General features: G+C 40.1%; 18 protein-coding genes. 10 read left to right on the top strand and 8 right to left on the bottom strand.

The genetic code is table 11. The features are described from left to right. The first annotated feature begins 112 nt into the window (after positions 1 to 112). From VIM89_RS17960 to VIM89_RS17970, 3 genes are all read left to right on the top strand, one after another. Entirely contained in the window at positions 113 to 448 is a 336-nt protein-coding gene (locus tag VIM89_RS17960) for a MerR family transcriptional regulator (protein WP_488157562.1), read from the top strand. Positions 449 to 606: 158 nt separating this feature from the next. After that, a complete protein-coding gene (locus VIM89_RS17965) occupies positions 607 to 2,712 on the top strand; it encodes a ComEC/Rec2 family competence protein (protein ID WP_488157563.1) in 2,106 nt (701 codons plus the stop codon). A gap of 66 nt (positions 2,713 to 2,778) precedes the next feature. Continuing rightward, the gene (locus tag VIM89_RS17970) at positions 2,779 to 3,423 is read left to right on the top strand and encodes a hypothetical protein (protein ID WP_488157564.1); all 645 of its coding nucleotides are present in this window, start codon (positions 2,779 to 2,781) and stop codon (positions 3,421 to 3,423) included. 66 nt (positions 3,424 to 3,489) lie between these two features. On the opposite strand, the gene VIM89_RS17975 is transcribed toward VIM89_RS17970, so the two are convergent. The 4 genes from VIM89_RS17975 to VIM89_RS17990 are packed head-to-tail and all read right to left on the bottom strand — an operon-like array spanning position 3,490 to position 6,775. Further along, positions 3,490 to 4,098 (bottom strand): hypothetical protein, encoded by a 609-nt coding sequence (locus VIM89_RS17975; RefSeq protein WP_488157565.1) that lies wholly within the window; start codon positions 4,096 to 4,098, stop codon positions 3,490 to 3,492. Between the two features lie 3 nt (positions 4,099 to 4,101). After that, positions 4,102 to 5,367 (bottom strand): adenosylmethionine--8-amino-7-oxononanoate transaminase, encoded by a 1,266-nt coding sequence (gene bioA / locus VIM89_RS17980; RefSeq protein ID WP_488157566.1) that lies wholly within the window; start codon positions 5,365 to 5,367, stop codon positions 4,102 to 4,104. Next, on the bottom strand, positions 5,364 to 5,804 hold the full coding sequence (locus VIM89_RS17985; RefSeq protein ID WP_488157567.1) for an NUDIX domain-containing protein: 441 nt from the start codon (positions 5,802 to 5,804) through the stop codon (positions 5,364 to 5,366). Before VIM89_RS17985 ends, bioA begins: the two co-directional genes overlap by 4 nt. Next, positions 5,804 to 6,775 carry a cation diffusion facilitator family transporter gene (locus VIM89_RS17990; protein WP_488157568.1) on the bottom strand — a complete coding sequence of 324 codons (972 nt, stop codon included), beginning with the start codon at positions 6,773 to 6,775 and terminating at the stop codon, positions 5,804 to 5,806. The genes VIM89_RS17985 and VIM89_RS17990 overlap by 1 nt, the downstream gene beginning before the upstream one ends. 196 nt (positions 6,776 to 6,971) lie before the next feature. Here VIM89_RS17990 and VIM89_RS17995 point away from each other — a divergent pair, with 196 nt between their 5' ends. Beyond that, positions 6,972 to 8,165 (top strand): pyridoxal phosphate-dependent aminotransferase, encoded by a 1,194-nt coding sequence (locus VIM89_RS17995; protein ID WP_488157569.1) that lies wholly within the window; start codon positions 6,972 to 6,974, stop codon positions 8,163 to 8,165. A 73-nt stretch (positions 8,166 to 8,238) separates the two neighbouring features. Here VIM89_RS17995 and VIM89_RS18000 read toward each other — a convergent pair whose 3' ends face one another. The 4 genes from VIM89_RS18000 to VIM89_RS18015 form a co-directional block, all read right to left on the bottom strand. Continuing rightward, the gene (locus VIM89_RS18000; RefSeq protein ID WP_488157570.1) at positions 8,239 to 8,799 is read right to left on the bottom strand and encodes a hypothetical protein; all 561 of its coding nucleotides are present in this window, start codon (positions 8,797 to 8,799) and stop codon (positions 8,239 to 8,241) included. Positions 8,800 to 9,192: 393 nt separating this feature from the next. Beyond that, on the bottom strand, positions 9,193 to 12,369 hold the full coding sequence (locus VIM89_RS18005; RefSeq protein WP_488157571.1) for an efflux RND transporter permease subunit: 3,177 nt from the start codon (positions 12,367 to 12,369) through the stop codon (positions 9,193 to 9,195). A 28-nt stretch (positions 12,370 to 12,397) separates the two neighbouring features. Continuing rightward, positions 12,398 to 13,561: an efflux RND transporter periplasmic adaptor subunit gene (locus VIM89_RS18010; RefSeq protein ID WP_488157572.1), complete on the bottom strand. Its 1,164-nt coding sequence runs from the start codon at positions 13,559 to 13,561 to the stop codon at positions 12,398 to 12,400. 33 nt (positions 13,562 to 13,594) lie between these two features. Further along, positions 13,595 to 14,929 (bottom strand): TolC family protein, encoded by a 1,335-nt coding sequence (locus VIM89_RS18015; protein ID WP_488157573.1) that lies wholly within the window; start codon positions 14,927 to 14,929, stop codon positions 13,595 to 13,597. A 344-nt stretch (positions 14,930 to 15,273) separates the two neighbouring features. On the opposite strand from VIM89_RS18015, the gene spt reads away from it, so the two are divergent. The 6 genes from spt to VIM89_RS18045 all read left to right on the top strand — a co-directional run. Beyond that, on the top strand, positions 15,274 to 16,479 hold the full coding sequence (gene spt / locus VIM89_RS18020; RefSeq protein ID WP_488157574.1) for a serine palmitoyltransferase: 1,206 nt from the start codon (positions 15,274 to 15,276) through the stop codon (positions 16,477 to 16,479). 81 nt (positions 16,480 to 16,560) lie between these two features. Beyond that, the gene (locus VIM89_RS18025; RefSeq protein WP_488157575.1) at positions 16,561 to 17,676 is read left to right on the top strand and encodes a hypothetical protein; all 1,116 of its coding nucleotides are present in this window, start codon (positions 16,561 to 16,563) and stop codon (positions 17,674 to 17,676) included. Between the two features lie 192 nt (positions 17,677 to 17,868). Beyond that, the gene (locus VIM89_RS18030) at positions 17,869 to 19,191 is read left to right on the top strand and encodes an inositol-3-phosphate synthase (protein ID WP_488157576.1); all 1,323 of its coding nucleotides are present in this window, start codon (positions 17,869 to 17,871) and stop codon (positions 19,189 to 19,191) included. Then, on the top strand, positions 19,191 to 19,643 hold the full coding sequence (locus VIM89_RS18035) for a phosphatidylglycerophosphatase A family protein (RefSeq protein WP_488157577.1): 453 nt from the start codon (positions 19,191 to 19,193) through the stop codon (positions 19,641 to 19,643). Before VIM89_RS18030 ends, VIM89_RS18035 begins: the two co-directional genes overlap by 1 nt. Before the next feature lie 325 nt (positions 19,644 to 19,968). Further along, positions 19,969 to 22,533, top strand: a complete 2,565-nt coding sequence (locus tag VIM89_RS18040; protein ID WP_488157578.1) for a DUF5686 and carboxypeptidase-like regulatory domain-containing protein — start codon at positions 19,969 to 19,971, stop codon at positions 22,531 to 22,533. 28 nt (positions 22,534 to 22,561) lie between these two features. Then, positions 22,562 to 22,982, top strand: a 421-nt coding sequence (locus VIM89_RS18045; protein WP_488157579.1) for a CDP-alcohol phosphatidyltransferase family protein, incomplete at its 3' end; no start/stop codon positions are given.

A 22,982-nucleotide genomic window follows, 5' to 3' on the forward strand; every position in this document is an offset into this window, starting at 1 on the left:
ATGAGCACTTTACAGGTGTTAACAAGAGTAAAACTTTTCCACATTTTGCAATTTGTGGAACATTATAATGTTAATATGCGTTAAAAAGAAAAATTGAAATTAATTTTGGACTATGCCTTACAAAGAGCACGAGATTAGTAAAATGTACTACACCATGGGTGAGGTGGCTGCTATTTTTGATGTAAACCAGTCATTGATCAGATTTTACGAAAAAGAATTTGACGTACTACAGCCTAAAAAGAATAAAAAAGGCAACCGCTATTTTACTCCCGAAGATATCGAGCATCTAAGGATTATTTTCCATTTAGTTAGAGATAAAGGCTATACCATTAACGGCGCACGCGAACATCTGAAAAAGAATATGGATGAGTCTAAAGACCATCAGCGTGTGATCGATTCGCTTGAGAGCATTAAGAAATTTCTGCTGGAAGTTCGCGAACAGTTATAAAGCCGTCAGCCTCACCTAAATCCTCTCCAGGGGAGAGGACTTAAAATTCCTGGTACTTAATAAATCCTCGTTAATTTTAAGAGTTTTCTCTTTGAAATCATATCTTTATTTCCGGATACTGTACTGACCTTGTCTGTACCTGAACCTGTAAAATTGATATGATAGCCGCTCATAAAGGCGAAATCCCGTTTGCAATACTGCTTCTCCCTTTTTTAGCCGGAATCGGTTCGGGCATTTGGTTCCCTGTATTTTCCTTTACAACAGCTCTTACAATTATACTCTCAGGCTTGATCGTTTTATTTATCAGCCTGAACCTGCTTTATAAAAAGTTCAATCTCCATAAGTTCAAATGGACGGGAGGAGCGCTGATTTACAGCATACTATTCCTTTTAGGCTGGACCGCCACTTTAAAATACAACGAGCTAAACGACAAAGATCGTTTCTCAAAAAAACCCGCGGATTACCTTTTAGTGAAGATTAGTAATGAGCCAAAACTAAATAGCGACCTGCTGAAATTTACAGCAACCGTTGAAAATAATCTCCAAAACAGAAAAGCAACTTCAACATCAGGCAATTTGCTGATCACCATAAAAGACAACGCAGCCAGGAACTTATATTATGGCGATGAATTATTAATACCTGCCAATTATCATCCTGTCGATCCGCCATATAACCCGGCTGAGTTTAATTATAAGCAATACCTTGCCAATCAGAACATTCATTACCAGGTATTTTTAAATGCACATCAATATTATGTCATCGCAAAAAGCAAAGGCAATGGATTGATTTCTTATTCGCTTGGGTTAAGGCAGCGACTGGTGGAGAAATTTAAACGGCATATGTATACTCCAGAAGCTGTCACCGTGGCATCAACCTTAATATTAGGTTACAAAGCCGATCTGAGTAACGATGTATTGCAGGCCTATTCCAAGACAGGCACTATCCATGTACTTTCGGTTTCAGGCGCTCACGTGGCTATTCTTTTCCTGGTACTGGATTTCATGCTGGGTTTTCTCAATAGGTTTAGGTATGGTAAAACTATTAAAGCAGTACTGGTAATCATCATTATCTGGTACTATTCATTGCTTACAGGCTTCTCGCCTGCTGTTTGCCGGGCTGCAGTTATGATATCCATGATCATTATCGGCAAAACTTATAGCCGGTATATTAATACTTTAAATATATTGGCTATTTCAGCTTTTGGTTTACTGCTATACAACCCTTATTTTATTCTCGATGTCGGTTTTCAATTATCCTATCTGGCAGTAGCAGGACTGGTGATATTCCAGCCGATAGTTTATAAATGGATAAATATTGATAACAAATGGCTCGACAAATTATGGGCAGCATGTTCCATATCCATTGCTGCACAGGTAATTACATTTCCGTTGAGTGCCTACTATTTTCACCAGTTCCCGGTTTACTTTTTGATCAGCAACCTGTTTATCATTATCCCTTCTGAACTCATTATGATCGCTGGCTTGGCTTACCTGGTTATGCCTGATATTCCGTTTGTTTCATCTGCTTTGGGATGGATATTGGAGAAATCAATATTATTAATGGACAGAGTGTTATCGGCAATAGAGCATTTCCCCTACTCCAGCATCAATAAAATATGGATCACACCTGTGGAATATCTGTTGCTTTATATTATTATCATCGCTGTATTTTATTTTTTGTATGACCGCAAAATATGGTCGCTCAGGTTGAGCCTTACATGTACGCTTTTATTGGCAATCAACGTTAGTTATAAAAGATGGAATAACTCTCAATCCAATCAAATCGCTTTTCTGAGCCTAAGAAAACACACGGGAATTGCATTTAAGAAAGGAAATGATGCGGTAGTATTAACAGATTTGTCTGACACTGATAAAACTTTTCACTATTCTATCCAGCCTTATTTGGATAGCAGTCAGATTGAAAGTGTTCAATTGCTATCTCCCGATAAAAACATTCGCTTATCCTATTTTTTGAAAGAAAATAACTACCTGCAATTTCAAGATAAACGATTATTGCTTTTTAATAAACAACTATCGGCAATGCAGCTGCCTCAAAAATTAAAGACCGATTATCTGTACGTTGCGGGTTCTTCCGCCTCAGCCGGCCTTGCTTTTATTAATAAAAATTATGACTATAAATCCTTAATTATCGATAATACAAATTCAAGCTACCTGATTAACAAGCTGCAGGAAGAAGCAAAGACGCAACATGTCAATTATAATACATTATTGCGTAACAAATCAATGGTGGTATCATCTAATTGAGAAATTAACAAAACATTTGCACCCAATACAATTAATATCTAAATTGTGTTAAATAAAATCCAAAGTATGAACATTAAATTTTTAAGCGCAGCTCTTGGTATCGCGCTATCGGTAGTAGCATTAAGCGCAAATGCGCAAAAAACCTACTCTGAAGGTACAATTTCCTTGAGCTCTGATATGCGAGGTCAGCCAATTGATGGTAAAATTTATTTCACCCCTGATTCTTCTGCATACACATTCGCAGCTGGACCAGCCAATATTAGAATATTGTCAAATGCTAAAAGAACTTACTTCGCTGTTCTAGTTGATGTAGCTGTAGCTTCTATAAAGAAAGCGGCTATTGCTAACCCGGATGAAATTGAACAGGCGATGGCCGGATTGCCAAAATTCACCTATGCTCCTACTACTGAAACTAAGCAAATATCAGGTTTCAATTGCAAGAAAATTGTTGCAACAGATACCAAGACCAATAAGACTTACGATGTGTGGATAACCAATGATGTAACGCTGCCTCCTAGTGTTATACCTGACTTCTATTCGACTATTGGAGGAGTGCCAATTCAGTATACAAGTTTTAGCCAGGGGCAAACCTCAAATGTGACCGTTACAGGTATTACCGATACTAAGGCTCCGGCGGGTACATTTGCGATAGCAGGGGATTTTGATAAGATCACACTGGATGACTTAAAAGCTATGAGTGGAGGCCATTAATCCTTCTCATTATCATAAAAAAAGCGATCCGAAAATCGGATCGCTTTTTTTATTGGTCTCTATTGATCAGTTAGCTACTGCCTTATTTAATTGATCTACCCATTGGTTGAATAACCGGGTTTCCATTTCAACTGCTTTATCAGCATGTAATTGCCAATTGGGTGAAAAGGTTTTTAGCTGGTTGATCATTTCCTCCAGGTGGCCCTCTTCCTCCAGAATAATCGATTTTACATTAACTTTACTGCCTGTTTTATCCAATTCTTCCTGGTAAACCGGGTAAAGCTCATCTGCCCGAACTTCTATAGCATAAGTAACCAACAGATAAGCTGCAAAACGCAATTCTTTACCGGATAAGCCTAACTCTTTTTTCAAGTATCTGCAAACATCAACATCTAATTGATTGAGGTAATATTTGCTGCTTTTTGGTGCGATCAGGTAGTCGCTCCTATATGTCGGACAATACGACTTCACTTTTTCGATCTGCTTTTTCAGGTAAAAAGCATGACGATGTTCTTCAGCCGCGTGTTTTAGTATAATATAGGTAACCGTTTCGGGATCTTCACAGGCCGATATTTTGCGGGCGCCTGTATTTTCCATTAGCGAGAGCGTATTCAGCCAGCGTGCGTGAAGCTGGTCGTTATTAATTATGGCAGATAGTAGTTTATTGAATTCCATTTGCTAAAGTTCGTCAAGTGCACTTTCAATTTTGGCGTAAATATAATTGAGTTGCTCGTCGGTGATGCAATATGGAGGTAAAATATAGATAATATTGCCCAACGGTCTGAGTATAATGCCAGCTTCAAGAAAATATTGATAAAGACGGTCGCGCAATGAGCTAAAGTATGATGTATTTGATCCTGTCTCCCATTCCATCGCCAGGATGGTTCCTGTTTGTCGTGTTGCCCGGATCTTTGGATGATCTTTGATTTTTATAACGAACCGTTTATGTGAATTCGCAATGCGATCAATATTTTGCTGAGTGGATGGATCTAAAAACAAGTCGAGACTAGCCAAGCCCGCTGAACACGCTACCGGGTTTGCCGTATAAGAATGGCCATGAAACAGGGTTTTTAAACGATCCTCTGACAAAAAGGTATCAAAAATCTGTTGGGTACAGGTAGTTAAACCCAGGGCCATTGTGCCACCTGTTAATCCTTTGGAAAAACACATAATATCCGGCTGAACCAATACATGATCGCAGGCGAAACGTTTTCCTGTACGGCCAAAGCCGGTAAATACCTCGTCTGCAATTAATAGAACATTCTCTTTTCGGCAATGTGCCATCAATTCATCCAGGTACTTTGCCTCATACATCACCATGCCTGAAGATCCCTGAACCAAGGGCTCGAAGATAAAACAGCTTAGTTCGGATTTGAGATTTGAGATGTGAGATTTGAGACCTTCAATATTTGATTCGTTTGGCGTATCGATAAACTCAACTTCAAATAATAAGTTATCAAAAGCAGCAGTAAAAGCACTCCTACCGCTCACAGCCATTGCACCAAATGTATCGCCGTGATAGGCGTTTTTGAAGGCCAGTATTTTAGTTTTATTAACACCTTGATTATGCCAATACTGCAAGCACATTTTTATTGCGACTTCAACCGCAGTTGATCCATTGTCTGAATAAAATGCTTTTTGCTGGTTAGAGGGTAATATGGCTAAGAGCCGTTCAGCCAATTCTATCGCAGGCTCATGTGTAAAGCCAGCAAATATTACATGCTCCAATTTATTTAGCTGTTCAGCTACTTTCTTAGCAATATAAGGATGAGCATGCCCGTGTATATTTACCCACCATGATGATACCGCATCGATGTAGCGTTTACCATTTTCATCATACAAACAAGCTCCTTCACCGCGTACTATTGGCACAGGTGGCAAAGCCGTTTTCATTTGAGTATATGGGTGCCATATAACTTTTAAATCTCTCTCTACCAGACTCATTTATTATTTATTAAAAGTTTTACTACATGTTGATCTATCGGAAAGGTTACGTCTTCATGGGTTATATCATTCATACTCACCCATCGAAAAGATTGCAGCACTTCGCCTTCGCTATCAAAGTCGAACACAGTAGTTTTAAATGCCAAATTCAGAGGGATGATATTTTTCACCATATAGTATACACTGATGATCTGCGAATCATTAAAAGCTGATTTAACATAGAAATCGGTCGTGTAAAAATGGCTCAGTACTTCTATTTCAACATTACATTCTTCAACAAACTCCCTTTTTAAACCGTCGATCAACCCTTCGCCATGTTCTAATCCCCCGCCCGGAAATTTTGAGAAACGCATACCATACTCCTGTTCATCACTGATGAGTATCTCATTACGGTCATTGATCAGCAAACCATATACGCGTACATTGAATGGATACATTATTCGAAATGTTTTTTATTGCGGATCACCTTTTCAAGTGTCCAGGTTATATCTTCAGTTTTTGCTTCCGACCGTATCGGGCAATCCGGCATGCGGCAATAATGACAGCATTGAGGCACACAGGGATCGGTGTGAATAAACAACTCCGTTTTTGTTACCTGTTTATTGATCAGCTCATCTACCCTCTTCACCTCGTCATGTACTTGTATCAGGTCAAGGTAATTAGGCAGAGTTAAATGGCAATCAATATGCAGGTCATTACCGTACTTCTGTGCACGAAAATTATGTATATCGATCCAGGGATCTCGTCTTTTATTATTTAATACACTAACCACTTTGGTTACCATATCAAAATCGGCCTCGTCCATCAGTCCTGAAACTGATCTACGCACCAATTTATAACTGCTGAATAGAATATATAACGCTACTGCGATAGATAACGCGCTATCCAGCCATAAGATCCTGGTAAAATTAATCAGTAACAATCCAACAACTAACGCCCCGCTGGTAAACATGTCAGTAAGGAGATGATGACCGTCAGCTTCTATAGTCATAGAGGGCAGAGATTTGCCTTTACGGATCATGTAATAACCTAATAATCCGTTGATCAATCCGGTCGCACCAATTATGATAGCACCCGTCACCAACGAATGGATATTACCAGGGTAAAATAATCCGTAAACAGCCTTTATAATAATCGTGATGGCCGCTATGCCTATCAATGCACCTTCTATAAATACGGAGAAATACTCTACCTTACCGTGTCCATAAGGATGATTAGCGTCGCGCGGCTGCGAAGCCAGATAAATACTAAAAAAAGCAAATGAGCTGGCCAACACATTGACGATGCTTTCAGCGGCATCGGTCAGTACAAAATTGGAGGCTGTCAGAAAATAGGCCCCGAACTTTGCCATCATCAGGACGGTGCCTGTAATCAGGGATATTAATATGATCCGTCGTTGTTCTTGCAAAATATTCAGGATTTGCGGGCAAAGTTAGGTTTTGGAGCTGAAAGCTGAAAGGCGAAAGCGGAAAGCTTTTTATCGAAATATGATAATGTGTGTTTTGAGCATTTTTTTTATAAAAAACCTGTATAGCTTTCTGCTTTCGCCTTTCAGCTTTCACCTTATTTCCTATATTTGCGCCCGGAATAAAAATAAGTTAATTATGAGCGCATTAAGTAACAGAATCAACAATCTTGCTGAGTCGGCAACTATCAAAATGGCTAAATTGGGCCGTGAGCTTGCTGCTAAAGGTGTTGATGTGATCAGCCTTAGTTTTGGCGAACCTGATTTTCATACCCCTGAGTACGTAAAGGAAGCAGCTAAAAAGGCCATGGATGAAAATTTCACCTATTACACACCGGTTTCAGGTTATCCTGAGCTGCGAAAGGCGATCTCTGCTAAACTTAAGAACGAGAACGGCCTTGATTATGATTTCAGCCAGATTGTTGTTTCTACCGGCGCTAAACAGGCTATTGCCAATGCTGTACTTTGCTTGGTTAACCCGGGCGAAGAAGTAATTATCCCTACTCCTTATTGGGTATCTTACTCTGAAGTGGTAAAATTAGCTGAAGGTAAAAGTGTATTCATAGATACTACTGTTGAACAGGATTTCAAGATCACTCCTGAGCAATTAGAAGCTGCTATTACCCCTAACACCAAATTGTTCATGTTCTCATCGCCTTGTAACCCTACCGGCAGTGTTTACAGTAAAGCAGAACTGGAAGGCTTAGCCAAAGTATTCGAAAAACATCCAAACGTTTATATCCTGTCTGACGAGATCTATGAGCACATCAACTTTGTTGACAAACATGAGTCGATCGCTCAGTTTGATAGCATTAAAGACCGGGTGATCATCATCAACGGTTTCTCTAAAGCATTTGCAATGACCGGCTGGAGAATTGGTTATACTTCTTCAAATAAAGAAATCGCTGCTGCCTGTGATAAAATGCAAGGCCAGGTCACTTCAGGCACCTGCTCAATCACCCAGAAAGCTGGTGTTGCCGCAAGCGAAGGTGGTTTGGAAAGCGTCCTGAAAATGCGCGAGCAATTCAGAAAACGCCGTGACCTGGTATACGGGTTATTAAAAGATATCCCGGGCGTTAACGTAAATCTGCCGGATGGTGCGTTTTACTTCTTCCCTAATGTAACTTCGTTCTTCGGTAAAAGCTATAATGGTAAAACTATTAAAGATGCTGACGAACTAAGCATATTCCTGCTGGAAGAAGCACATGTAGCTACTGTAGGCGGCGATTCATTCGGTGATCCTAAATCGATCCGCATTTCCTACGCTGCTGCCGAAGATAAATTAGTAGAAGCAATGAAAAGAATAAAAACCGCTTTGGCGAAACTAAGCTAAGAACAGCTTGCTGGAAAATAAGAAAGCCCTTTACGGTACCGTAAAGGGCTTTTTGTTAAAGTCATTTTCCTGATTACAGTGTGAAACCGTAAGCCACACGTAAGTTTACAAGGCCGTAGTTTACACCACCTCCTGAAAAATTTTCATAACGTGCACCTACATCCCATGAGTGATTAGCCCAGCCCAAACCTGGTGATAAAAGAAGTCTGGCCGTTCCACTGCCGTTACCAGTTTCAAATCCGGCACCAGCTTCACCGCTCACATAAATTGGTGAATTAAAAAACACTTTAGCACCTGCCTTAACTGGTATAACACCGAAACTAGGCGCTTTAGTAGTAGTTGTTATAACAGTAGCTCCACTAGGCACCACTGTAGTAATGTTTTTGCCGAAGAAATTGTAATATCCTGATGTCAACATTACTGCTACATTTTTATCTATTCCATACTGTAAGCGCGCAGTACCGCCTAAATCCCAACCATAGGCGTTATGAATATCGCCAGTTGGCAAACCGCCTTCAACACCGATTCCTAAACGCCATGCGCTTTTGTCTACGGTTTGTGCTTTCACATTCGATGCGAAAAATATAGCTATGGCTGTTCCAGCGATAGCCATCAGTTTAGTTACTTTTTTCATTGTTGTTGTTGTGTTTGGTTAAACTAAATGGTTTATGTTAATGCCCCTTTTACAAATATTTTGCCATTATGATCTTTTTGGGCATACTATTGCAAAGTAACGAAAGTTATTAAGATATATTATTAACAAATGTTAATATGTTAAAATATTGTAGGACAGTTTTTTGCCGGATCAAGTATAAAATCACAAAAAATTAAATGCCTGATTAATAATTTCTTTATAAACAGATGATGGAAAAAGCCTTTTGTACAGTATTTCAGAGGCTTTGTGTTCTATTTGCAAGGCATATTTTCAACCTATAATAGTGCCACTAAATGAAAAAGGCCCTGTACAGGGCCTTCAAACTAGATAAAATGCATTTTTATGACATATAAAAATCGCTGCAGCAATTTGTTATACTTCTTTATCGCGGTCAGGATCAGGCTGATAATTCTTCTGCAGTTCGGCTAATTGCTTTTTACCATATGCAGCTCTTGTTATCAGGTAAAACAATACTGGCACAATAAATATGGCCAATGAGGTTGCTGCAAGCATACCTCCGAATACTGTCCAGCCGATAGTTTGCCTTGCTTGCGCACCAGCCCCCGACGCCACCAGCAATGGCCCAACACCCAGTATAAATGCCATAGACGTCATTATGATCGGGCGTAAACGCAGGCGTACTGCTTCAAGGGTCGCTTTTTCCAGCTCCATTCCCCTATCCACACGCTCTTTGGCAAACTCAACGATCAGGATCGCATTCTTTGCCGCCAAACCGATCAGCGTGATCAAACCGATCTGTGCGTATATGTTATTATCCAGCGTTTTATTAAAAGGTAAACTCAAAAACAATATCGCTCCAAATGCACCCAATGGTACCGCCAATAACACGGAAAATGGAACCGACCAGCTTTCGTACAAGGCTGCAAGGAACAGGAACACAAATCCAATTGACAACATAAAGATGTACACCGTTTTTGATCCTGATAAAATTTCCTCACGACTTAAGCCTGAGAATTCATAACCATATCCTTCGGGTAAGGTCTTGGCCGCCACTTCCTGCAAAGCTTTAATGGCATCACCGCTACTATATCCCTCTGCAGAGTTACCGTCTATTTCAGCCGACCTAAAGAGATTATAATGGGATATTAACGGTGCAGCTTCAATCAATTTGTAAGAAGTAACCGTACTTAAAGGCACCATTTGCCCGGCCTGGTTACGCACAAAGTATTGTCCCAGACTCTCAATATTAGTACGATAGTTAGTATCAGCCTGTGCAACTACGTGAAAGTTACGGCCGTAAACGGTAAAATCATTTACAAAATAACTACCCATATAGGTTTGCAGGGCTGAATTTATATCCGAGATCGCGACACCTAGCTTTTTTGCCTTTTCACGGTCAATAGTTAGTTGATATGCGGGTGTACGGGCCGTAAAAAATGAGAATGCTTTAGATATTTCCTTTCGTTTTCTTACCTCGGCCAAAAAGTTTTGAAGTGTTTTTTCAAATGTAGCTATGTTGTCTCCCGCCTGCCTTTGCTCAAATATAAAAGAGAAACCCGCTGTGGTTCCCAAACCCGGTACAGCCGGCGGACGGATTACCACAACAGTAGCTTCCTTAAACCTGGCCATCTTTTTTTGGATAACCCCGACAAGCTGCTCTGAGGTTAATTTACGATCATCCCATGGTTTAAGCTGAACGAATATGGTACCGCTATTAGACTTATTGGCAAAGCTCACCACATTTAGTCCACCTAATGCCGCATAGTGTCCTACTTCAGGGATACTATCCAATAAATTCATCATTTCATGCAATCGCGAAACACTTCGCTGTGTGGATGATGCTTCCGGGAGATCATAGGTGATGTAGATACGTCCTTCATCTTCAGTTGGGATAAAACCGGTCGGTTTGCCCCTAAATAATAAGATAGTCGCGACGACAATGCATATAAGGATGATGATTATAAATTTGGAGTTCTTGATACTCTTGTCTACAGCATTTCTGTACCTGCCTGTTACTCTGCCAAACCACTGATTAAACTTAAAAAAGAATTTATCTAACCCTTTTGAGTTTTCATCCAGCTTATGCGGGCGCAGCAACAACGTACACAGAGCTGGTGTCAGTGATAATGCCACAAAAGCCGATATCAGCACCGATATCGCAATGGTAATAGCGAACTGCTGGTAAAGACGCCCCACAATACCCGGAATAAAACCTACCGGGACAAACACCGCAGCCAGGATTAACGCAATAGCAATTACCGGCGCCGAAATGTCTTTCATCGCATGGCTCGTGGCTTCTTTAGGCGACATACCGTCCTCATCCATATAATGCTGAACCGCTTCCACAACCACAATCGCGTCATCCACCACTATACCAATAGCCAGTACGAAGCCAAATAATGTTAGCGTATTTATGGTAAAATTTAAGGGTATAAAGAATATGAACGTCCCGATAATAGATACAGGGATAGCCAAAACAGGAATAAGCGTTGTGCGCCAGTTTTGCAAGAATAAGAACACTACAAAAATCACAAGTGTTAAAGCAATCAAAAGAGTAACTACCACCTCATGTACTGATACTTTTACAACAGTCACCGCTTCAAACGGAACAACGTAGTCAACATCCGTAGGGAATGACTTTTTAAGTTGCTCCATCGTCTTATAAACATTATCGGCTGTTTCAAGGGCATTGCTGTTCGGCGCCTGGTAAATCAAAAGATAGGCTGCTCTCTTATTATCAACAAATGAGTTACCAGCATAATTAAATTTACCGAGTTCTACACGGGCTACATCTTTCAGATGCACTATCGCCCCATTTCCGGGTTGAGACCTTACAATAATATTCTCAAACTCCTTGGGGGTTGTCAACCTTCCGTTTGCCAGTATGGTGTATTCAAAACTTTGTACCTTCTCTTGCGGAGTTGAACCCACTGAGCCTGCTGCAATCTGTGCATTTTGCTCCTGGATGGCGGCAGTCACATCATTGGCCGTTATCCCTAAAGCAGCAAGCTTATCGGGCTTGAGCCATACACGCATACTGAAGTCATCTGCCCTGTTAATAACGTCACCTACCCCCTTGGCACGTAAAAGTGCATCACGGACATATACGTTACTGTAGTTGTCAAGAAATGGAACAGTATGGCTTCCTTTTGGAGCAAAAATTGCCACCAGCATCAGGATGCTTGGGTTACGCTTACGGGTTACGATACCAATACGCTGAACGTCTTGAGGTAAAGTTGGGGTTGCAATACCCACACGGTTTTGTACATCGAGAGCGGCAACATTGATATCTGTACCCACTTCAAAATTCACGGTCATACTCATCTGCCCGTTGCTGGTGCTATTACTTTGGAGGTAGGTCATGCCCGGCGTACCGTTTACCTGGACCTCGATTGGCGTTGCAACGGTTTGTTCGACGGTTTGCGCATCGGCACCGGTATAAGTCGTGGATATATTAACCGTAGGTGGTGTAATTTCAGGATACTGGCCAATAGCAAGGTTGGTGATGGATAATATACCCACCGCCACTATCACCAGTGAAATAACTATGGCTGTAACAGGTCGTTTTATAAAGGTTTCTGCAATCATTCTTTTGTGTTTTTAGAAAAGGCCTCTGTTATTTCCCTTGTTTTGGCTGTGCCTGCTGACCTGTTGTTCCCGAAGCTCCGGTACCTCCCTGTGCTCCGGCAGGATTACCCAAAGTAATTTTTCCGCCATCACGTAAGCGCTGGAAACCATCGGTTATGACCTTATCGCCCTCATTCACACCTGATAGTACAATTATATCAGTACCTACGGGCGGTCCTAATTTCACCTTATGTTGTTTGGCAATTGTATCCTGGCTCACAAATACAAAAAATTCACCCATCTGCTCAATCAGTGATTTGGCCGGGATCAATATCCTTTGTCCCGAAGCCGCATTAAGTACTTTTACCACGCAGCTCATTCCATCTTTCAGCTCATCTTTTTCATTAGCGAACTCGGCCCTAACCCTAATGGTACCAGTCTGGTTGTTTACACCGCGGTCAATAGCTAATATTTTACCGGGTTTATTGTAGGTTGTGCCATCCGAAAGTTGCAACCTGAAAGTAGAATCAGTAGCTTTTTTCTGTAAGCCATAGAAACGATCTATATCCTGTTCGTTGATCACAAAATCAACACCGATAGGGTGTTCGCTCGAAATGGTATTTAATAATGTAGTACCGGGACTAACCTGTGCACCCAACTTAACCTGCGAAATACCTATGCGACCTGTAAACGGAGCAGTAATTATTGAATAAGAAAGATCCGTTTTAGCTGACAGTATACCAGCTTTTGCTACCGATACCTGGCTTTTTGCTGCCTCGTAAGCTGCCTGTGCCTGATCGACAGTTTGCCTTGCAACCGCATCCTCTTTTTGAAGATAGTTATAACGGTCAATATCTTTCTGAGCTTTTACCATGTTTGCGTTAGCACTTGCGAGGTTGGCAACTGCCTGATCATACGCAGCTACATATTTACGGCGATCAATTTCATAAAGCTCTTTACCTTTTTGCACCACCTCGCCCTCTTTAAAAAATATCCCGGTAATAAAGCCTGCCACCTGACTGCGTAGCTCAACCGAATTTAAGGCAACTACAGTCCCCTGGAATTGGTCGTAATAAACGGCGTCGGCCTTCCTTGCTTCGGCTACAGCAACAGGTGTTGGTGGTAAGGGTGCATTCTGGTTTGATGGCGCCTTGCATGCTGATATAGCCAATAATGCTAATAAACCTGCCTGGTATATGTATTTATGCTTCATCGATGGTATATAAATGAGGTTCAAATATTAAAATTAGTTTTGCTGTACAGATAGGGTCCCCAATGCTTTTTGCAGATCTATCTTGCTTGATAACACCTGGAACAAAGCATTATAGTAATTAAGCTCAGCTGTTCTCAGATCCGATTGTGCAACGATCACATCAAGGTAGATTTTAATACCCTCCCGGTATTGCAGGCTCACTACGTGATACACGTCTTTGGCCAGGCTAACGTTCTCTTTCAGGAATTGTAAGTTTGTATAATTGCTTTTATAGCTTGCCAGTGCCTGCACATATTCTGTATTGATCGTATTCCGTGCATTAGTGATATCCAGATCGGTCCGGTCGGCCTGTAAACGTGCTTTGCTTAAATTTTGCAATCGTTTATTCCCCTGAAATATTGGTAAGGTAAGCGATAGGCCCACATAAGCATTCGGAAATGACTTATTATATAGGCTCGAAAAGCTATCGCTCAAATAATAAAGATTGTAAACACCCGTTGCAGATAACGACGGCAGAAAGCCCCATTTGTAGTAGTTTACATTTACATTCTGCAGGCTTTTTTGCGTTTGCAATAACTGGTATTCTATGCGGTTATTGTAGTCAAGTCTCTGATTGGTATCGGCTATAGCTTCTGTTTCAAAACGCGCAGAATCATAAGACAAGGTAAGTTGACTATTTGCACCCAAACCCATTATTTGTTTAAGATAAGCCTCTTTACTTTTAATAGCTTCTTCGGTTTGTTTGCGCGAAGCCAAAGAATTATTTAGTGCGATAGTAGCTTGTTTGTAGTCAGTTTTATCAACCACACCAGCTGTGTATTGCGATTTGGCATCTTTCAGGCTCCTTTGCAGTCTCAGTATATCCTCATTTAAAATATCCAGTTGCTTTTGAGACAATAAAACATCGAAAAAAGCCTTACTTACATCAGCTACCACATTGATCTGACTGCTTGTTGTATTTTGCTTGTAATACATGCGCGAATACTTGGCTGCTTTCGCTGCCTGTAATACGTCATTATTATATATTACCTGGTTAGCCTGTAAGCCCAGCGTTGAAATGTTATCAATGTTCCCTGTGTTGGTTGAGCTGCCATTTGAAGGTACTATAGGAGAACCTTTAAAATAATAATCATATGCCCCCGATCCCGTTACTTGCGGCAGCCATGCAGAGAGACTGATCTTAATATCCCGCTCGTTTATAGCTTCGTCTATAGACGCCTGTCTTACCGTAGGCTGATTTTTCAGCGCAAATTCGACACATTGTTTCAGGGTAACTACTTTTAAAGTAGTATCAATATTGGTTTGACCAAAAACAATAAAGGGGATGAATAGTATAAATAGGTATAATGTGTAGGTTTTTTTCGCCATAAGGTAGAATTGATCGGTCGATTAACAGACAAAGTAAATGGAATATTCCATTATTTTTGGTAAATTTACTCGAATAGTGCGAATATGGCACAATTATGAATAAAAGAAAAGGAAGATAAACTTTTTACTAATTGCCATAAAACCACCAATTTGAACTTAAATTTTGTGGCTTTTTTAAAAAAATGAAAATTTGTGACGTGAATTAAATAAAAAATTTAATTAATTTGCCTCTCGGGAATTTCCATTATGGCATAAAATGTAATGTGAACATTCTCAGTTATCTAATCTTGAAATTGTAAACTTGTTCATAATATTTTTACAATAAATTAAAACAAGGCTAATACATGGGTAAAAAACTACATGATAAAATTGCGTTGTTCAAAGACGCAGAACTGGCCAGGGAAAGGGGCGTTTATCCTTTTTTCAGGCCTATTGAGTCCGGACAGGATACAGAAGTTATTATAGATGGTCAAAGAGTGTTGATGTTCGGTTCAAATTCTTATCTCGGCCTAACCAATCACCCTAAAATTAAAGAAGCCTCTAAAAAAGCGATTGATAAATACGGTACAGGTTGTGCAGGATCGAGATTTTTGAACGGCACACTTGACATCCACATTGAACTTGAGCAACGCCTTGCAAATTACGTAGGCAAAGAAGCATCGGTATTATTCAGCACCGGTTTCCAGGTAAACCTGGGCGTTTTATCTTCTATTACCGGCCGTAACGATTATTTAATACTTGATGAATACGACCATGCCTCATTGATCGATGGCAGCCGTCTTTCATTCTCAAGAGTAATTAAATATGCTCACAATGATATGGCTGATCTTCGCCGTAAATTGAGCATTCTGCCGGAAGATTCAGTAAAACTGATAGCTGTTGACGGTATATTCAGTATGGAAGGTGATATCGTTAAGTTGCCTGAGATAGTGAAACTTGCCGAAGAATTTGGCGCCAATATCATGGTGGATGATGCCCACAGTTTGGGTGTTATCGGTGAAAAGGGTGCTGGTACAGCTTCTCACTTCGGATTAACTGAAGATGTGGACCTGATCATGGGTACCTTCAGCAAATCACTGGCATCGCTGGGCGGTTTCATCGCTGCAGATTTTGCAACTATCGATTATTTGAAACACCGTGCACGTTCATTAATGTTTAGTGCAAGTATGCCTCCGGGTGCTGTAGCCAGTGTTATCGCAGCTCTTGACATTATTGAATCAGAACCTGAAAGAATTCAAAAATTGTGGGATAATACAAACTACGCTCACAAATTATTAGTAGACGAAGGCTTTGACCTCGGCCCAACCGAGAGCCCGATCCTTCCGATCTATGTACGTGATAACGAAAAGACATTCCTGGTAACCAAATACCTGCAAAACTCAGGTGTATTTGTTAACCCGGTAGTATCACCGGCCGTTCCTTCCGATTCATCCCTGCTCCGCTTCTCATTGATGGCAACCCACACCTTTGCCCAGATAGAAGAAGCGATCGATAAGATCAACAAGGTGTTTAAAGAGGTCGGCGTATCGATGATAAAAGAAAATATCTAAAAAGAAGTGATCATCCTGGTAAAATTGCCGGGATGACTTTTTTAATACCAATTTTTAAAACCAACTAAACCCAATACCCCAATGAAAAAAGTAGTTCCGGTTAGTAATAAAAAAGACCTGGCAAAATTTATTGACTTTCCTCATGATCTTTACAAAAATGATCCAAACTATGTACCGGAATTATTCATCGCTCAGCGGGACCTTTTAACCACGCACCCCTTTCTAAAGCACTCATCCATACAACCTTTTTTGGCTTATGACGGTGATAAAGTTGTTGGCCGTATAGCCGCAGTTCACAATACTAATCATAATCAATTCAACAATGTGAATGAAGGTTTCTTTGGATTTTTTGATTGTGTTAATGATACTGAAGTTTCAGGAATGTTATTCGATACCGCGATCAACTGGTTAAAGGAAAAGAAACTGGACAAAATAGTTGGGCCGGTGAACCCATCAACTAACGAAACCTGTGGATTACTGATACAGGGCTTTGATAGTTCACCGATGGTGATGATGACCTACAACCCACCCTACTACATTGATCTGTTTGAGAAAGCAGGGTTAAAAAAGCAGGTCGACCTTTTAGCATGGCATTGGGATAAAACCAGTTATAATGATAAATCGGTTCACCTGTTAGACAAATTGCAGGATCGTTTAAAAAGAAGCGATATCACCATAAGGAAAGTTAATCTTAAAAAATTTAAAGAAGAAGCAGCCGCCCTTCGCGATGTTTACAACAATGCATGGGATAAAAACATGGGCTTCTTCCCGATGACTAATGAAGAATTCGATTACACCGCCAAGGATCTTAAAATGATCCTCGATCCCGATTTCTGTCTATTGGCAGAACAGCATGGCAAAATCGTTGGCTTTGGTGTAGCAATTCCTGATATCAATTCTATTTTAAAAACCATTAAGCGTGGCCGCTTGCTTCCTACAGGGTTATTTAAACTCTTGTTTGACAAGAGCAAGATCAAAGGCATCCGTATCATGCTGTTGGGTGTCGTTGACGGATACCGCAAAATGGGTATTGAAGCAGTTTTATACGGAACTATCATAAAAGAGTACCGCCGAAAAGGCTTGGAATACGCTGAGGCATCATGGACACTGGAACACAATGATATGGTGAACCGTGCTATTGAAGCAATTGGCGGCAATCCATATAAAAAATACAGGATATACGAAAAAGCGATCTAAGCTGTCGTATTAGCCCCTATCTGTATCTCTCAGAATTGTTACCTGAACTGGCTTGAAATTCAAGGCTGACTAATTTCATTTTTTGGTCAATTTTGTAATTTTGCAAAATTCTTTATTGAAAAATGCCCTCTTTTGGGCACTCAAATAAACACATGGCATTGCCATTATACTAACAACTTGAAAAAATAGAACATGAAGAACAACATTCAACCAGCAAAAGGCAAATTAGGGATTTTGATACCGGGCTTAGGTGCTGTAGCTACTACATTAATTGCAGGTGTTGAAGCCGTAAAAAAAGGCATATCGCAGCCTATTGGCTCACTTACTCAAATGGGTCATATACGTTTAGGTAAAAGAACTGAAAACCGTTACCCGAAAATCAAAGATTTTGTTCCCCTGGCTGATCTGAATGATATTGTTTTTGGCGGATGGGATGTGTACGAAGATAACGTATACGAAGCTGCAATGAACGCGAAAGTACTGGAAGCGGGATTACTAAATGCTATTAAACCTGAATTGGAAAAAGTAAAACCAATGAAGGCTGCTTTCGATAAAAACTACGCAAAAAACCTTAATGGTACGCATGTTAAACAAGGCACACGTCAGCAATGGGCTAATGAAGTAATGGCAGACATCGAAAACTTCAAAGCACAGAACGGCTGCGACAGGATAGTGCTGGTATGGTGCGGTTCAACCGAAATTTACTACGAAGCATCTGCAATACACCAATCACTGGCAGCTTTTGAACAAGCTTTGGCAAATGACGACAAGCTGATCTCGCCAAGTATGATCTATGCTTATGCAGCACTTAAATTAGGCGTGCCTTTTGCAAATGGAGCTCCAAACTTAACTGTTGATATTCCTGCGTTAATCGAACTTTCAAAACTGACCAATACTCCGATTGCCGGTAAGGACTTTAAAACAGGCCAAACTTTGATGAAAACTATCCTGGCTCCGGGCCTGTCTGCAAGGTCATTGGGTATCAGCGGATGGTTCTCGACCAACATCTTAGGCAATCGTGACGGTTTAGTATTGGACGATCCTGATAACTTTAAAACCAAAGAGGTTTCTAAATTAGGCGTACTGGAAGATATCCTGCGTCCTGAAGATAACCAGGAACTGTACGGTGATATCTACCATAAGATCCGTATTAACTACTACCCTCCGCATGGCGATAACAAAGAAAGCTGGGATAACATCGACATCTTTGGTTGGTTGGGTTACAAAATGCAGATCAAGATCAATTTCCTTTGCCGAGACTCTATCCTGGCAGCACCTGTTGCATTAGACCTTGCATTGTTTATCGATTTGGCTAAAAGAGCTGAAATGAGCGGTATACAGGAATGGTTGTCATTCTACCTTAAGTCACCACAAACTTTGCCTGGTTTAAGACCTGAAAACGATATCTTCAAACAGTTGATGAAACTGCAGAATACTTTACGTCATTTGATGGGCGAAGACCTGATCACTCACCTGGGGTTAGATTACTACCAGGATTTGGTTGAAGTATTATAATGCTTTTTCATAAGCTAATATCCACAAGCCTGGGCATAGGATATATTGGCAAAGGTGCCGGGACAGTAGCTGCTGTCGTCTGTTGCATTTGCTGGTACCTTGCCTGGGCTTCTGGCTTTAATCCGGTTACGACCATTGTAATTACCGTACTTATTACTTTGATCGGCGTATGGTCATCTGATGTAGTTTCTAAAATATGGGGCAAAGACCCCTCCCGTGTTGTGATTGATGAAGTAGCCGGGATGTGTATCAGTCTTCTCTTTATTCCTGTAACCATAAAATATGTTATTGTTGCCCTGGTGCTGTTTCGTTTTTTTGATATTGTAAAACCTTTATTTATAAAAAAAATGGAAATATTTCCTGGCGGCTGGGGAATAATGCTCGACGATGTTTTGGCGGGAATTTATGCCAATATTATACTGCAGGCTGTTATCTGGCTTAAATTATTCTGAATATTATACTAAACAGTTTTATTAATCGTTTGATTAATTTTGACTTTTTGACCACAAAAGTCTGTACGAAATTTTTCTATTTTTGCGGTTAAATAATAAGCCTCTTAAACCTATAATAAGTTTTATAGTCAGACAAGGCTAAGTGAAAAGGCAAAGCATTTAATTGAAACTACTATATCAGGGAAATGTTAAGAAAATACCAGTACATCAATTAGATGTATTTATATAGTGGGGATTAACTAAAATTGTATCAATATTAATATAGTTACGTTTTACAACTTTTCGGGGCAAAATGAGTTGGTATTTGCGTAGCTGCATCAGTCATATGAATTTTAAAAATATTTACTCTAAAATATTTCTTTTACTGCCGTTACTACTTTTATCATTCGTCACCTTTGCCCAGGTAACAACAAGGGTAAGCGGTGTAATAACTGATGCAAAAACTAATCAAACACTTCCTTTTGTAAATGTATTCGCGGCTGATAGCTCTGTAAATATTACAGCTGACGAGCAAGGCAAGTATACACTGACATCAAAACCAGATAAGCCATTCAGCCAGATAAAGGTATCCTTTGTAGGATATAAACCGACTACCATAAATGTAAAATCAGGCCAGGATCAAGTTGTTAATATCAAACTGGTTCCTATAGCGCAGCAGTTGAGCGAGGTGGTGATTAAAGCCGGCAAAAAGACCAGGTACCGGAACAAAGACAATCCTGCAGTTGAACTGATACGTCAGGTTATAGAACATAAAGAGCAGAACCGACCGGAAAGCTATGATTATGTGCAGAATAAGGAATACGACAAAATGATGTTTTCGGTGCTGAATGTCTCCCCCACCGTCGCCGATAAAAAGTTCTTCAGAAAATATAAGTTCCTTCTAGAAAACAGGGACAGTACTACTATCCCCGGAAAAAACCTATTGCCAATCTATCTTGACGAAAAGTTAAGCCAGAATTATTATCGTAAGTCTCCTGAAAAAAAGAAAACAATTCTATTAGGTGAAAAAAGTGTAAACTTTGGCAGCTATATTGACAATGAGGGTTTGGGTCAATACTTCAAACACATGTATTATGAGGTTGATATTTATAAAAACAATATCTTCCTGATGACTAACATGTTCCTGAGCCCGATATGCGACGCTGCACCTACATTTTATAAATTCTTTATTACCGATACCATTGTTGTAAATAATGCTAAGGTGGTTGAGTTGAGCTTTACGCCACGCAATACAACCGACATGTTGTTTGAAGGCAAGATTTACGTAACGCTCGATGGACATTATGCAGTTCAGCATGCAGCACTTACGGTTAACAAAAACATCAACCTGAACTTCGTAAAATCACTGCATGTTGATCAGGATTTTGAGCAAAACCCCGATCAAAGATATCACCTGAGCAAGAGCAATACCATAGTTGATTTTAGCTTCAACAAAAAAGGGAAAGGCGGTTTATTAGGTATACGGACGATCACTTATAAAGACTACGTTGTCAATAAGGCCATTCCGGATACAACTTTTGATGGACCTTCACTTGTTGAAAATGATGAAGCGAAACGAAGAAGTAATGATTTTTGGGCTCAGAACCGTCTGGATACGCTAACTAAAGCCGAATCAAAGGTATACCACAATATTGATACTTTGCAAAAAATGCCGTCGTATAGAAGAACGATGGATATCCTGACTTTGTTATTAGCAGGATATAAATCGTTCGGACCATTTGAGATGGGACCGGCTAATAGCTTTTATAGCTTTAACCCGGTTGAAGGTCTGAAATTAAGACTCGGTGGTCGTACCACACCTGAATTAAGTAAACGCTATTATTTTGAAACTTATTTAGCATACGGATTTAAAGATGAGAAATGGAAAGGTTTTTTGAGTGCGACCTACTCTATAAATGATAAATCTATTTATAAATTTCCGCAAAATTATATACGTGTAAGCTATCAAAAGGACACCAAAATCCCTGGACTTGCGCTTCAGTTTGTACAGGAAGATAACTTCTTATTATCATTTAAACGAGGAAATAACGACAAATACCTGTACAATGACTTTTATAAAGTGGATTATGTTCACGAATACGAAAACCACTTTTCTTACAGCTTTGGTTTAAGAAGATGGACACAAGCGCCCGCCGGTTCGTTATTCTTTACCAATGAAGTAAACGGAATTCCGAATAGTGTTAATAGTATTACAACTGCCGAGATAACCGGGCAATTGCGTTATGCACCTCATGAGCAATTTTACCAGGGAAAGATCTACCGTGTTGATATTCCTAACCAATATCCGATCTTCACCCTCGACTATACACAGGGCTTAAAAAATATATTCGACGGACAATACGCTTATAAAAATCTACATTTTGAGATCGATAAACGTTTCTATCTTTCACAGTTAGGTTTTGCTGACGTGACCGGAGAAGTATCACATGTTTTCGGCCAGGTACCTTTTCCATTGCTTTCTATACCGCGTGCAAATCAGACATATGCTTATGACCTGTATTCGTACAACCTGATGAACTTTCTGGAATTTGTTAACGACCATTACGAAAGCATCATGATCGATCAGCACTTTAATGGCTTTTTATTTAACAAAATACCACTATTCAAAAAATTAAAATGGCGCGAAACACTTTCGTTTAAATCACTGTGGGGTGGTTTAAGGGATGAAAATAACCCGTCGCTGCATTCGTCATTATTCCAATTGCCGGTTGATGAAAACGGCAGGCCTACCACATTTGCCTTAGGCAAAACGCCTTACATTGAAGGCAGTGTTGGTATTGAAAACATTTTTAAATTTGTAAGAGTTGATTTGGTTAGGCGATTCACCTATTTAGACAATCCTGATGTGGCTAAGTGGGGTATCCGCACACGGGTTCTCTTTACGTTTTAACCTGGATTTATTAAAGATTATTTTAACTATGGCACATCAGACATCATTACGTACCAATCTTCAACTGGGAATCTATAAAGTAATAGATCCTTTTGTAAAAGTGCTGATCAAGTTAGGACTTACTCCCAATGCAGTCACCACCATAGGTTTTATATTGAATATTGGTGTAGCCGTAATTTTCATTATTGGAGCTGAAGAAGGTAACCGCGGCGATTTGACCTATGTAGGCTGGGCAGGAGCTTTAATACTGTTTGCCGGTTTGTTTGATATGCTCGACGGCCAGGTAGCAAGGCTCGGAAATATGAAATCGACATTCGGCGCTTTGTATGATTCTGTTCTTGACCGTTATAGCGAGTTAGTGATGTTCCTGGGTATTTGTTATTACCTGGTTGCTCATCATTATTTCTTAAGCTCCATATTTGCTTTTATAGCCCTGATTGGTTCTATGA

It is taken from the genome of Mucilaginibacter sp. (assembly GCF_036568825.1).
GTDB lineage: Bacteria > Bacteroidota > Bacteroidia > Sphingobacteriales > Sphingobacteriaceae > Mucilaginibacter.

Bases quoted from the DNA above. Each gene is read 5' to 3' on its own strand.
- VIM89_RS17985 (WP_488157567.1), bottom strand. From the start codon at position 5,804: ATGTATCCATTCAATGTACGCGTATATGGTTTGCTGATCAATGACCGT.
- spt (WP_488157574.1), top strand. From the start codon at position 15,274: ATGGGTAAAAAACTACATGATAAAATTGCGTTGTTCAAAGACGCAGAA.
- VIM89_RS18035 (WP_488157577.1), top strand. From the start codon at position 19,191: ATGCTTTTTCATAAGCTAATATCCACAAGCCTGGGCATAGGATATATT.
- VIM89_RS17975 (WP_488157565.1), bottom strand. From the start codon at position 4,098: ATGGAATTCAATAAACTACTATCTGCCATAATTAATAACGACCAGCTT.
- VIM89_RS18015 (WP_488157573.1), bottom strand. From the start codon at position 14,929: ATGGCGAAAAAAACCTACACATTATACCTATTTATACTATTCATCCCC.
- VIM89_RS18040 (WP_488157578.1), top strand. From the start codon at position 19,969: ATGAATTTTAAAAATATTTACTCTAAAATATTTCTTTTACTGCCGTTA.
- VIM89_RS18000 (WP_488157570.1), bottom strand. From the start codon at position 8,799: ATGAAAAAAGTAACTAAACTGATGGCTATCGCTGGAACAGCCATAGCT.
- VIM89_RS17965 (WP_488157563.1), top strand. From the start codon at position 607: ATGATAGCCGCTCATAAAGGCGAAATCCCGTTTGCAATACTGCTTCTC.
- VIM89_RS18025 (WP_488157575.1), top strand. From the start codon at position 16,561: ATGAAAAAAGTAGTTCCGGTTAGTAATAAAAAAGACCTGGCAAAATTT.
- VIM89_RS17960 (WP_488157562.1), top strand. From the start codon at position 113: ATGCCTTACAAAGAGCACGAGATTAGTAAAATGTACTACACCATGGGT.
- VIM89_RS17995 (WP_488157569.1), top strand. From the start codon at position 6,972: ATGAGCGCATTAAGTAACAGAATCAACAATCTTGCTGAGTCGGCAACT.
- VIM89_RS18010 (WP_488157572.1), bottom strand. From the start codon at position 13,561: ATGAAGCATAAATACATATACCAGGCAGGTTTATTAGCATTATTGGCT.
- VIM89_RS18005 (WP_488157571.1), bottom strand. From the start codon at position 12,369: ATGATTGCAGAAACCTTTATAAAACGACCTGTTACAGCCATAGTTATT.
- VIM89_RS18030 (WP_488157576.1), top strand. From the start codon at position 17,869: ATGAAGAACAACATTCAACCAGCAAAAGGCAAATTAGGGATTTTGATA.
- VIM89_RS17970 (WP_488157564.1), top strand. From the start codon at position 2,779: ATGAACATTAAATTTTTAAGCGCAGCTCTTGGTATCGCGCTATCGGTA.
- bioA (WP_488157566.1), bottom strand. From the start codon at position 5,367: ATGAGTCTGGTAGAGAGAGATTTAAAAGTTATATGGCACCCATATACT.